This window comes from Candidatus Methanoperedens sp. (assembly GCA_027460535.1).
GTDB lineage: Archaea > Halobacteriota > Methanosarcinia > Methanosarcinales > Methanoperedenaceae > Methanoperedens.
Map to the genome: position 1 here is coordinate 20,524 of JAPZAR010000018.1, position 11,904 is coordinate 32,427.

Annotated in this window: 9 protein-coding genes and 1 pseudogene; 2 read left to right on the forward strand and 8 right to left on the reverse strand. The window is 45.6% G+C overall.

All coding sequences use genetic code 11. The annotated features are described in order from the left end of the window. Nucleotides 1–5 precede the first annotated feature (5 nt). The 5 genes and pseudogenes from O8C65_07810 to O8C65_07830 all read right to left on the reverse strand — a co-directional run bounded on the left by O8C65_07810 (nucleotide 6) and on the right by O8C65_07830 (nucleotide 3,159). Nucleotides 6–974 carry an NAD(P)/FAD-dependent oxidoreductase gene (locus O8C65_07810; GenBank protein MCZ7356823.1) on the reverse strand — a complete coding sequence of 323 codons (969 nt, stop codon included), beginning with the start codon at nucleotides 972–974 and terminating at the stop codon, nucleotides 6–8. Next, nucleotides 963–1,340: pseudogene (gene nifU / locus O8C65_07815) on the reverse strand (Fe-S cluster assembly scaffold protein NifU). The gene O8C65_07810 and the pseudogene nifU overlap by 12 nt, the downstream one beginning before the upstream one ends. Before the next feature lie 102 nt (nucleotides 1,341–1,442). Beyond that, nucleotides 1,443–2,606 (reverse strand): cysteine desulfurase family protein, encoded by a 1,164-nt coding sequence (locus O8C65_07820; protein ID MCZ7356824.1) that lies wholly within the window; start codon nucleotides 2,604–2,606, stop codon nucleotides 1,443–1,445. A 21-nt stretch (nucleotides 2,607–2,627) separates the two neighbouring features. Next, nucleotides 2,628–2,789: a hypothetical protein gene (locus O8C65_07825; protein ID MCZ7356825.1), complete on the reverse strand. Its 162-nt coding sequence runs from the start codon at nucleotides 2,787–2,789 to the stop codon at nucleotides 2,628–2,630. Nucleotides 2,790–2,799: 10 nt separating this feature from the next. Next, complete coding sequence (locus O8C65_07830) at nucleotides 2,800–3,159, reverse strand: DsrE family protein (GenBank protein ID MCZ7356826.1); 360 nt, start codon at nucleotides 3,157–3,159, stop codon at nucleotides 2,800–2,802. Between the two features lie 147 nt (nucleotides 3,160–3,306). Here O8C65_07830 and O8C65_07835 point away from each other — a divergent pair, with 147 nt between their 5' ends. Further along, nucleotides 3,307–3,621 carry a hypothetical protein gene (locus tag O8C65_07835; GenBank protein MCZ7356827.1) on the forward strand — a complete coding sequence of 105 codons (315 nt, stop codon included), beginning with the start codon at nucleotides 3,307–3,309 and terminating at the stop codon, nucleotides 3,619–3,621. Nucleotides 3,622–4,119: 498 nt separating this feature from the next. Further along, on the forward strand, nucleotides 4,120–4,326 hold the full coding sequence (locus tag O8C65_07840) for a TRAM domain-containing protein (GenBank protein MCZ7356828.1): 207 nt from the start codon (nucleotides 4,120–4,122) through the stop codon (nucleotides 4,324–4,326). Between the two features lie 75 nt (nucleotides 4,327–4,401). Here O8C65_07840 and O8C65_07845 read toward each other — a convergent pair whose 3' ends face one another. From O8C65_07845 to carB, 3 genes are all read right to left on the reverse strand, one after another. Next, nucleotides 4,402–5,742 (reverse strand): dihydroorotase, encoded by a 1,341-nt coding sequence (locus O8C65_07845; GenBank protein ID MCZ7356829.1) that lies wholly within the window; start codon nucleotides 5,740–5,742, stop codon nucleotides 4,402–4,404. Nucleotides 5,743–6,210: 468 nt separating this feature from the next. After that, the gene (locus tag O8C65_07850; protein ID MCZ7356830.1) at nucleotides 6,211–8,691 is read right to left on the reverse strand and encodes a cation-transporting P-type ATPase; all 2,481 of its coding nucleotides are present in this window, start codon (nucleotides 8,689–8,691) and stop codon (nucleotides 6,211–6,213) included. 2 nt (nucleotides 8,692–8,693) lie between these two features. Next, nucleotides 8,694–11,894 carry a carbamoyl-phosphate synthase large subunit gene (gene carB / locus O8C65_07855; protein ID MCZ7356831.1) on the reverse strand — a complete coding sequence of 1,067 codons (3,201 nt, stop codon included), beginning with the start codon at nucleotides 11,892–11,894 and terminating at the stop codon, nucleotides 8,694–8,696. Nucleotides 11,895–11,904 lie beyond the last annotated feature (10 nt).

An 11,904-nucleotide genomic window follows, 5' to 3' on the forward strand; every position in this document is an offset into this window, starting at 1 on the left:
AATCCTTAACGCCAATAAGGTTTTCTTAATTCAATGTATGCGTTATGCGCCACCGTGGCACCATGCGCCACCGCGACCACTACGAGCTGGAGGTCAGAGGCTATGTCGCCGACTGCGTATACTCCATCGATATTGGTCTTCTGCGTCTTATCGGTCTTCAGGTATCCTTTCACATCCATTTCAAGGCCGAGCTTCTTGAATATCTCTGTGTTCGGTGTCATGCCCACGGCCAGAACAACCGCGTCAACTACCTGCTGGATGGTTTCATCTTCCTTCAGATCCTTCATTATGACTTTTTCGACCTTGTCTGTTCCTGCAATTTCCTGAACCTCAGTATTGTACAAAACCTTGATTTTATCGATAGCTTTCATGCGCTCGATCTTGTAGGGATCTGCTCTTAACTCATCTTTCCCGTGCGCTATAGTAATGAGGTCGGCAGTATCAGCCAGGCTCAAAGCTGCATCGACGGCCGAGTTGCCCCCGCCCACGATAAGAACCCTTTTTCCTGTGAATTTCTCGGGATTTGTTACGTAATAATATACTCCGCGCTCGCCCTTGCCGAATTTCTCTTCACCCTTTATGCCACCTGCTGCCGGAGAGCTGCCTGTGGCCAGAACTATTATCTTTCCCTTGTATTCACCGCTTTCCGCAATGATCTTCCTGTCCTGAGTGATCTCATTCACACGTTCTTTTTTTAATTCCACCTTCAATTTCTTGGCTTCATTCACCCACTGGTTGACAAGGTCCTGGCATGTTGATTTCTCACAAAGCCCGGGGAAGTTCTCGATCATCTTGTTAGGACATAGCCATGAGAGTATCCCGCCCCAGTTGGAGGCTTCGAAGATGGCGGTTTTGAGGCCCCTGTACGCACACAATATCCCTGTGGTCAGCCCTCCCGGGCCGCCTCCCACGACTATCACGTCAAAATCATATTTCTCTCCCTCGATCTTGGCACGCTCTTCCTTTTTGTTCATGTAATCCTGGATGGCGGCATGAAGGGCATCTGCAGCGAGGTTCGAGCAGTGCATCTTGATCGGGGGAAGACCGTCAAGCTCCGCTGCCACATCACCGCGGGTGATCTTGAGCGCCTCTTCAAGCGTTTTTCCGATCGCCATTTCTGTTATCATGCTGCTCGTAGCGATCGCAGAGCCGCAGCCGAACGTCTTGAATTTCACGTCTTTCAGGATATTATTCTCGACCTTTATCTGGATCTCCATCAGATCCCCGCATACGGGATTCCCGACCCTTCCTACACCGTCCGCATCTTTAATCTCACCCACATTCCGGGGATTCCTGAAATGATCCATTACCTTTTCTGAATATTCGAATTGTTCTGCCATTATTTCACCTGGTTTAGTGATTATATCGAACGCGGATGAACGCCGCAACAAATCTGCGTTCATCTGCGTTTATCTGCGGTTTTTTTATTTTGATTCCCCTATTTATTTTTTATGATAAAGCGGCGATAATGCCCTGAGTTTAGCAACTATTTTAGGCACTGAGTCAATAACATAATCAACATCTTCTTCCGTATTAGACCTGCCGAGTGTTAGCAGAAGCGAGCCGTGCGCCTCCTCGTGCCTTAATCCCGTGGCAATAAGCACATGCGACGGCTCAAGCGTTTTCGAGGAACATGCCGAACCTGTGCTTGCTGTTATTCCCAGATCGTTGAGCTGCAATATGATGCTCTCGCCTTCGATGAAACTGAAGCGAAAACTCGCATTGTTTGGAAGTCTCTTTGTCCTGTGACCTGTGAGATATGTATATTCCATTTTAAGGATATTATCTATCAACCTGTCACGTAGTTTTATAAGTCGTTCACCTTCCTCTACCATTTCCTTCTGGGCAAGCTCCGAAGCTTTCCCCATCCCAACAATTCCGGGGATGTTCTCAGAGCCGCTTCTCATCCCGAATTCCTGCCCACCTCCAAGCATAAAAGGCATGAGCCTTACACCCTGCTTGATATACAGGGCTCCCGCGCCTTTCGGACCGTGCATATCATTTGATGAAATGGTTAAGAGATCGATATGCTCCTTTTCAGCATCAATAGGGACCTTTCCAACTGCAGCTGTCCCATCCACATGGAATAATATTTTCTTATCAGATGCGATCTCACCTATTTCCCTGACCGGCTGCACGGTTCCTATTTCTCCGTTAGCGTACATTACAGAGATGAGAATGGTTTTGTCTGTTATTGCATTCTTTACTTGTTCAGCGTTCACCAGTCCATCTTTGTCAATGGGGACATAGGTCACCTCAAATCCGCTTCTCTGCAGGTCTTTCAAGGTATTCATTACAGACATGTGCTCGATAGAGGTGGTAATTATATGATTTCCCTTGTCTTTATACCGCAACGCTGCGCCCCTCAACGCAAGATTATTAGATTCCGTGGCGCACGAAGTGAAAACGAGGCTCTTCGGGTTTGGCGCGTTTATCAAATCTGCAACTTTTTGCCTGGCTCCTTCAAGTTCTCGCTTGGCTTTCCTCCCGGAAGAATGGAGGGAGGAAGGGTTCCCGATATCTTTATCAAAATATGGCAACATGGCTTCAAGCACCCGCGCATCAACGGGTGAAGCTGAACCGTGATCCATGTAAACCTGTCTCATTTTTTCACTCAATTTTCCTTTTTATATCCGCCTGTCCCTGCCCTCTGGTCCTTCGCATTCTGGTATATAGCAGGTCGCATCAATAAAAGCGCACGCCTCATTACAGCTGGGGCACCTCTCGGGAGGTGATGCGCTCCCTTCGAACTGGTAGCCGCACATGGAGCATTTCCACTGGATATTCATAAGAATACTCTTAAAACCACATCGCTCCGTCAGCTTCCAGCACAAGGTCATTGAGCGTTGCAGCGCCCACGATCTCTGCCGCGGGAATAAAATCTCCTCTCCCAAGGTTTATTAACTGCGTGCTTTGCTCGCACACCATGAGCTTTACTCCTGCTTTCACAGTCTGGTCCATTACCTCTTTAAGAGACGGAAATTTCCCTATCTTTACCTTTTCTGCATTCCCTTTTTTCACAACAGTGATCCCCATACCCAGGAAATATATGGTGGCATCTATCCCCATTGCTTTCGCGGTCTGTGCCAGGATAAAAGGGGAATAAAGGCGTTCAGGTGTATCGACACCACTTGTCTGGACATATAGAATGTTAGTCATGTAACCTCCATTATGTCCATTTAGGGTTATGAGTAGATACGTTTTTCGATAATGAATTCGAAGGTGTGGTATTTATTTCAGAAAAACTTAAGTCAAGTAAATATATTTATATTATTTGTGATTGAAATCTATTTTATATTTTTTTCCTTGACAATTGCAGCCATAGCGATCTATCTCTCATTGAGAAATTTGGCATGCTGGAAAAAGTTAGATCTGAGCACACTTAAGGCGAAGGTATTCCTGGACAGCTCTTTCTTGAAATACGATTTCAAACTTACAATAATAATGGTGGCGCTGTTAAGCTTTCATTTTATAACGGAGTATATGGAACTTGAGGGAGTCCTGCCTCAGTATATGGATATTGCTTGCCAATATTCGCTCCCGTTAGTTCTTCTGATCCTTGTGTTGATTCAGTACAAATGGTACACGCTTCTCCACAAGAAAATGCCTTTAAAAAACTAAAGCGATTTTGTGGTGAGTCGCTCCGTCTCAACATTTTCCTGTATATCGTGATCCCGCCTGCTAAAAATTCACAACCTGAAGGCTTCATCGCCATGGAGCACATTGCAGAATCCTGAATGTTTAGACTTGATCAGGTCACCACTTTTGAATTCTTTTGCAGTATTTGTTTCGTTTTCCTACGTCGGTATACAAAGTCAAAGATTTCTGGACAATACAAATGGTATGTAAGAGCATGCTACTGAACCTCGGTTTAGCAAAAACCTGGGTTTCAATTGTGGTTTATGAGAAGATACTGAAAACCTTCCTAAAAAGATCAGTTTAGATTGGGATACTGCTTCTTTTTTCAAAGCAAAAGATTTATATTCTGTAAAAGTATTAATTCAATAGATTGAAGCTGTTGTGGCACGGGCTTAAAGCAGCAGTTATGGAAAGCAGTCTTTATCCATCCCTGCGAACCTTTCCAGACAGACGGCAATCAAAAGTTAAGGATGTGTAATTTTGGTTGGAGATCAGGAGAAAAGTGCTCCGGTAACGGCCGGGGAAACCTACGACGTATCGATAGAGGCAATAGCAAAAGAAGGCGACGGGATCGCAAGAGTGGAAGGTTTTGTAATCTTTGTACCGCAGACGAAAGTCGGCGACAAAGTCAAGATCAAAGTCACCAAAGTAATGCGAAAATTCGCGTTTGGGGAAAAGGTAGAATAAAAAGATTCTATTACTTATATCATTTTTAAATATTTTTATTATTTTTTAAGCTGGCAAGGCACCACTTTGTCTCGTTCAATCTATTTCAGAATTGATTTTCATAACGAACCCCTGGCCGGTTATTAATCTGCCTCTCCCTCTTTTTGCAATGATCTCACCCTCTTCGGAAACTATTTCCCCCCTTGAGAGGGTCATTCTCGGGAAGATACCCTCGGCATTCTTAAATGGAGTCCATCCTGCTTTGCTGTGCAATTTTTCTCTGCGTATCTTCTGCGTCTCGCCCACTATCATAAGGTCCGCATCATAGCCCTCGGCAAGCACACCTTTTTTGAGACTGAATATCATTGCAGGTTTCTGGCTTGATACCTCTATCAATCGTTTCAAGGTCAGAAGGTTCCTTTTTACCGCCATAAGCATGAGAGGCATCATTGTCTCCACACCGGGCACACCGGCTGGAGCGCTCCAGATATCTGCCATTTTTTCATGTTCAAGATGCGGGGCATGATCCGAGGCAATAATATCAATAGTGCCGTCGTTCAGTCCTGCCCAGAGGCTTTGCTGTGACTGGTAATCGCGAAGCGGCGGGTTCATTTTTCCAAGCGTTCCCAGGCGCCTGTAATCCTTTGAGGAGAGGAATAGATGGTGCGGTGCCACTTCGCACGTTACGCTCTTTTTTTCGGCTTTTGCCTTTTTTATGGTCTCAAGACTTTCGCGCGCGCTGATATGGCAGAAATGGAGCTTTGCCTCTCCAGCGAGATCGATCGCTTTTTCAACCGCAATTTTTTCTGATAACTGAGGGCGTGATTTCGAGTAAGATTCTGGTTCAAGATTTCCCTTCAACGCCTTAAGGTACTTTTGTCTTATGTCTTCATCTTCAGCATGGATGCATGCCACCGCGCCAAGGTCTTTAATTACGGAGAGTGCATCCTCCAATATCCCGTAATTTACATTCAGCGAGCCTGTGGATTCTGCCAGGAATATCTCCCCGAATGCAATAGCACCGAGTTCCCACAGGCTCTTGAGAGATTTCAGGTTCCTCGTCACGCCGGCGTTGATACCGTAATCGATTATGGATTTTTTCGCTTCTTTTTTCTTTTTCTTGAAAGAGTCCGTGTCTATTGTGGGGGGAATGGTATTGGGATGGTCGATAACAGTCGTGACCCCGCCTGCCGCAGCAGCACATGAACCTGTGTACCAGTCCTCCTTCTTTGTCATCCCAGGATCGCGGAAGTGGACATGGGCATCAATGGCGCCCGGGAGGACGAGCGCGCCCTTTGCATCAATGATCGTGTTGACATCCTGTGTTCCTATTATTTTCCCGATCTTTGATATTCTGCCGTTGTCTATCGCTATTTCTGCTGGCTGGATAGCCTCGCCAATGAAAATCCTTGCATTCCTGATTACGAGGTCGGGCATATCTTGATACTTTATTATAAGTTGGTACTTAATTATGTTTCAATTGTTTGCTTGAACCACTTTTAGCTATTCTTATTGAACTGCTATAAAGACTGGATACCCGGAACTTCGACAAACTAGCCCATAAAAAACATCGAAAAAACCTTTAAAACGCATTTTATGGAACATATCGGTGAAGAGGAAAAAGGCAACATCAAGTATTCGAAAGCTATAATTATACTAATTATTATATATAATTATCTAACTATTATATAATAAATAAAATGAAGAGCTCTTCATGGAAAATTAGTACCCCCCCATTGAAATTTCCCCATCATCGAAGAAAATGGCAGCCGTAACGCCTGATGCATCATCCACATCATGAAAAAATTCATATACTTTAAGCAATCAATACTTTAGTGGGCAGGTTAAATATTTTTTTCGAAAATACCACCACTATTTTCCTCATATCCTGCCCACCCATCCTATTCATGAATCTTTTCCTGTGTCATCATTTACCGGGCAGTCAATATTCCAACCTTTTCCCTGCACGCCAAAACTTAATAATTTTTTGATCTCCAGCAAGCCCACAATAAATATCATGGCAAGAGCAACGAATATGAGCTGAATAAAGTCGATCGGAGAAAGATTAAATCTATCATTCAAAAATGGAATATAAATTCCAAGAACAAGGAAGGTAACTGCCGCCACCGCCCAGAGGTTTATTACCCTGTTGGTAAATATTCCCAGGGAGAAAATGGATTCTTTATCAGAACGAGAGATGTAAGCCAGAAAGATATGACCGAACATCCAGGCCGAAAAAGCAAAGGTTTGCGTTTCTCTGAGGCTTAAATTCTGGCTTCGTGCGTAAAGGTACACAGAAATGACCCCTATAAACAGGATAGCACCTTTGGTCAAAAGGTCTTTGACAGCCCTATTATTGAGTATGTCTTCTTTCGGGTCGCGGGGCGGCCTGGAATAGACATTTTTTTCTTTTGCCTCGGCGACGAAACCTGCAGAAGCCGCCAGATCCATAAATAATTCCAGGAGGATTATTTGAATAGGGGCGAAAGGCATTGGCAGAGCCAAAAGAACAGGCACCAAGAAAATCAATATTAAAGCAACCTTCACAGAAAGATAATATTTAATACCTTTCTGAAGGTTATCAAAAAATTTGCGCCCTTCAAAAATACCCCGGCTAATGGTCAGATAGTTATCATCAGTCACCACCACTTCTGCAGCTTCTTTTGCAACATCCGTTCCCCTGATTCCCATTGCTATACCTATGTCTGCACCCTTTAAAGCCAGTGCATCGTTAATTCCGTCCCCGGTTACCGCTACTACTTCGCCATTCTTCTGCAATGCTTTTACGATACGATATTTATGTTCCGGCGTTGTTCTCGCAAAAACAGAATACTCTTTTACGGCGTTCTGCAATCCCTCATCTGTAAGATTATCCAGCTCTTCCCCTGTTAAAACTTTATTTTCTGAAGTCGAAATCCCAACCTCTTTTGCAATGAAAACAGCGGTCACAGGATGATCGCCGGTAACCATGATTGTCCTGATGCCAGCCTTCATGGCCTCGGAAATAGCTTCCTTGACTCCCTTTCTCGGCGAATCTTCAAAACTTATCAATCCCACAAAATTCACTTCCTTCTCGATCATGGCAAAATCGAGGCTCTTTTCCTCGGAAGTCAATTTCTTATAGGCAATGGCTATCACTCGTCTTCCTTTTTCAGTTTCTCTGGCTACGGCAGCTCTTGCCTCCTCGTTTATTTCAACGCAACTTCTAAAAATTTCCTCCGGCGCACCACTTGAAAATAATTCATATTCCAGCCCATTTTTTCTGATGACTGCTTTTGTTTTCCTGCCGTTCCCAAGATTTCTTGACCGGATCACCTGCGTCATCTCGGTTTTTAAATTCAATTCCGCGGCTTTGTTTTTGATCTCCCGCTCTATAGGAGACAGGGAATATTCGGTTAATGAACCCAGGGCTTTTTCAAGAATTCCTTTCTCTTTATTTTCAGGATATAATGAAATGATCTTCATCTGGCTTTCGGTGATAGTACCCGTCTTGTCAGTAACGATCACTGTGGCGTTGCCTAAAGTTTCAGCTGCTTTGATCCTCTTAACTAAAAATCCATTTTTGGAAAGAGTGTAAGCTCCCAACCCTAAAACCATTGTAATAATGATAGGAAGTTCCTCCGGGATAGTGGCAAAGGAGAGAGACAGGCCGGTTAAGATCATCATTTTTATATCCTGCCCCTGCAAAATCCCTAAAACGGGAATAGCAATGGAAAAAAACAGGGCAACAACAACCAATTTGCCCGCTAATGACCTCATTGCCAGCTGAAGAGGTGTTTTGGGCGGTTTGATTTCTTTGGCGGCAGCGGCAATTTTGCCAAGACGTGTATCATTGCCCGTGGCAAGAACTCGAGCCAACCCTTCTCCAGATAGCACAATTGTACCTGCAAAAATTTCATCACCATTATTTTTGTCCTGGGGAAGAGATTCGCCTGTCAAAGCAGAATCATCAAGCTGCATGCCTATGGATTTTTCTATTTTTGCATCAGCAGAAACTTTGGTTCCCGAAGTCAAAACTAAAATATCATCCGGTACAACATATTGCGATTCAATATCATTGACCTCACCATCCCTCAACACTCTTGTTCTGGGAGCTGCTATCTTTTCCAAAGAAGCTATTGCTTTTTTTGCACGAAATTCATTGTAGACTTCGGCTAAAACTAATAAAATTATAACTAAAAAGATGGTAATTGCATCTTCAAGTTTTCCCCAGACGCTGTAGAAAAAGCCCACGACCAGTAAAAGAAGGATCATAGGCTCTGTAACTTCATGTCTGGCGATCCCAAAAAAACTAACTTTGGTCGGTTTAAAGATCTGGTTAGGACCAAATTTTAAAAGTCTATCCTTAGCTTCGCCCGAACTCAACCCGTTAATATCTTGGCTCATCGTCAGCGTCCCGCATGGTATTCACCCATTGATTTAATGGTGATATCGCCTTTCTTCATGGCCTCGATGGCATCAGCAGCAGCAAGCGCCGCCTGTATCGTCGTAATATAAGGCACGTTGAAATCAACCGCAGCCCGGCGGATCTGGAACCCATCTTTCACCGTCTCCTTGCTGGTGGGAGTATTTATTATGAGATCCACTTTCTTCTTATGAATGAGGTCCACGATATTTGGCGTGCCCTCACTCACCTTGTTTATGACATCTATCTTTATTCCGTTCTTTGAGAGAAAATGCGCCGTGCCCCTTGTTCCTAACAGGTGCAAACCTGCATCCTGCATCTTCTTTGCCACTTTCATGATAAGCGGTTTATCATCATCGCGTATCGACATGAACACGGTTCCCGCAAGTGGAAGGATGTTGCCCGCACCCCATTCTGCCTTGAAGAAAGCCCTGCCGAAATCATAATCAATACCCATCACTTCTCCTGTGCTTTTCATCTCGGGCCCGAGCACCGGGTCTGCACCGGGAAGCTTATCGAAAGGAAGCAATACTTCCTTAACAGATACATGCTTTGTGACGGGGTCGCTTTTATATCCCAGCTCAGCCAACGTGTGCCCGGCCATTACGCGGGCAGCGATCTTGGCAAGCGGAAGTCCCACGGCTTTACTCACGAAAGGAATCGTGCGGCTTGACCTGGGATTTGCCTCGAGCACGTAGACTACTCCGTTCTTCGTTGCCATCTGGATATTCACTATCCCGACCACCTGAAGGGCAAGAGCTATCTTTTTCACATAATCGCGAACAGTTGCGAGTATTTCAGGTTTCAGGGATTGCGGAGGAATTACGCACGCCGAATCCCCTGAATGTATCCCTGCTTCCTCTATATGCTCCATTATTGCGCCGATGAGCACTTCTTTGCCGTCGCATATTGCATCCACGTCTATTTCCGTGGCGTTATCAAGAAAATCATCGATAAGCACCGGATGCTCATTCGATACCCTGACTGCCTCTTTCAGGTAGCGCTCAAGGTCGCGCTCATCATAGACTATCTCCATTGCGCGCCCCCCGAGCACGTATGACGGGCGCACAAGCACAGGATACCCGATCCTTTTTGCTTCATTGATGGCTTCGCTGTAATTAGTGGCGCATCCTGCTTCAGGCTGAAGAATTCCAAGTTTTTTCATCATGGCATTGAAGCGCCCCCTGTCCTCAGCAATATCCATATTATCCGGTGTCGTTCCAAGGATGACAGTATTCAGGTCAGTCCTGCGGTCAAGTTCTCTTTTTAGAGGTATTGCAAGATTCACCGAAGTCTGCCCTCCAAACTGAACCATCACGCCGTAAGGACGCTCCCTGTCTATCACGTTCATGACATCCTCAAGCGTCAGCGGTTCAAAGAAAAGCTTGTCTGACGTATCGTAGTCTGTCGAGACGGTTTCGGGATTGTTGTTAATTATATGTGTCTCAATACCTTCCTCCCGCAGCGCTGTCACCGCATGCACAGTGCAGTAGTCGAACTCTATTCCCTGCCCGATGCGGATGGGGCCTGAGCCGATGATAAGGACTTTCTTCTTATTGGAAGGAGTAGCCTCGCACTGATCTTCATAAGTTGAATAATAATATGGCGTAGCAGCAGCGAATTCTGCAGCGCAGGTATCCACCATCTTATAAGTGGGAATAATCCCGTTCTGCCTTCGAACATCGTTTATCTCTTCACGTGATCTTCCACATAAGAACGCTATTCTTTCATCGCTTAATCCCATTCTCTTTGCTTTCCGAAGATTATCCATAGAGAGTTCGATCTTTATCGATTCCTCGATATCAATGATGTTCTCGATCTTCCGAATAAAGAAAGGATCAATATTAGTAATCCTGCAAATCTCATCTGATGGCATCCCGTTACGTAATGCCTGGTATATGACGAACAACCGCTCATGTGTAGGATGGCGCAGGATGTCAATTATTTCATCGCTGCTCCATTCCCTGAACCCGAAGAACATATCTACTTCCAGCGAGCGGACAGCTTTCTGCAGCGCCTCTTCTATCGTTCTCCCTATCGCCATCACCTCGCCCGTGCTCTTCATCGCCGTCGTGAGATGCTTGTCCGCTGTCACGAATTTATCGAAAGGCCAGCGCGGGATTTTGACAACCGTGTAGTCGATGGTGGGCTCAAAAGAGGCAGGCGTTTTTTTGGTGATGTCATTCATGATCTCATCAAGCGTCATGCCAATAGCGATCTTTGCCGTGACGCGCGCTATCGGATAGCCAGTGGCTTTGGATGCAAGGGCTGAGGAGCGCGAGACCCTTGGGTTGACCTCAACGATCCTGACCTCGTCTTCTCGCACGGCGAACTGGATATTGCATCCTCCTTCAATACCGAGTGCCCTTATTATTTTTATCGAAGTGCTGCGGAGCCTCTGGTGATCGACATCCGATAAAGTCTGCGAAGGTGTAACCACGATGGACTCGCCCGTATGTATGCCCATTGGGTCGATGTTCTCCATGTTGCATATGACGATGCACGTATCGTTCTTGTCACGCATGACCTCGTACTCGAATTCTTTCCATCCGATGATGCTCTCTTCGATGAGTACCTGGTGTATCCGGGAGCGTTCAAGTCCCCGCTCTGTTATCTCAACGAGCTGCTCACGCGTATATGCTATGCCGCCGCCTGCACCGCCCAGTGTATATGCCGGGCGTATGATAAGCGGGAGGCCAAGTTCCTCGATCAGCGCCTCGGCTTCATGAAGTGAATTCACGGCTTTTGAGCGCGGCACCTTTTCGCCAATGCTAAGCATCTTTTTCTTGAAGAGATCGCGATCCTCAGAATCGCTTATCGCCTGCAGTGAGGTACCCAGGAGCTTTACCCCGAATTTGTCAAGCACGCCCATCTCGCCAAGCTCGGTGGTTATATTTAGCCCTGTCTGGCCGCCAAGACCTGCAATGATTCCATCAGGCCGCTCTTTTTCGATGATCTTTGCCACTATCTCGGGCTCGAGGGGTTCGATATAGATGGCGTCTGCCATGTCTGTGTCCGTCATTATTGTAGCGGGATTACTGTTGACAAGAACGACTTTGATCCCTTCCTCCCGGAGTGAGCGGCATGCCTGGCTGCCTGAAAAATCAAACTCTGCAGCCTGGCCTATCATGATCGGGCCTGAGCCTATCAGAAGGACTTTCTTGATGTCGGGTCTTTTTGGCATTCTAACTCGA

Bases quoted from the DNA above. Each gene is read 5' to 3' on its own strand.
- O8C65_07810 (MCZ7356823.1), bottom strand. From the start codon at position 974: ATGAACAAAAAGGAAGAGCGTGCCAAGATCGAGGGAGAGAAATATGAT.
- O8C65_07820 (MCZ7356824.1), bottom strand. From the start codon at position 2,606: ATGAGACAGGTTTACATGGATCACGGTTCAGCTTCACCCGTTGATGCG.
- O8C65_07825 (MCZ7356825.1), bottom strand. From the start codon at position 2,789: ATGAATATCCAGTGGAAATGCTCCATGTGCGGCTACCAGTTCGAAGGG.
- O8C65_07830 (MCZ7356826.1), bottom strand. From the start codon at position 3,159: ATGACTAACATTCTATATGTCCAGACAAGTGGTGTCGATACACCTGAA.
- O8C65_07845 (MCZ7356829.1), bottom strand. From the start codon at position 5,742: ATGCCCGACCTCGTAATCAGGAATGCAAGGATTTTCATTGGCGAGGCT.
- O8C65_07850 (MCZ7356830.1), bottom strand. From the start codon at position 8,691: ATGAGCCAAGATATTAACGGGTTGAGTTCGGGCGAAGCTAAGGATAGA.
- carB (MCZ7356831.1), bottom strand. From the start codon at position 11,894: ATGCCAAAAAGACCCGACATCAAGAAAGTCCTTCTGATAGGCTCAGGC.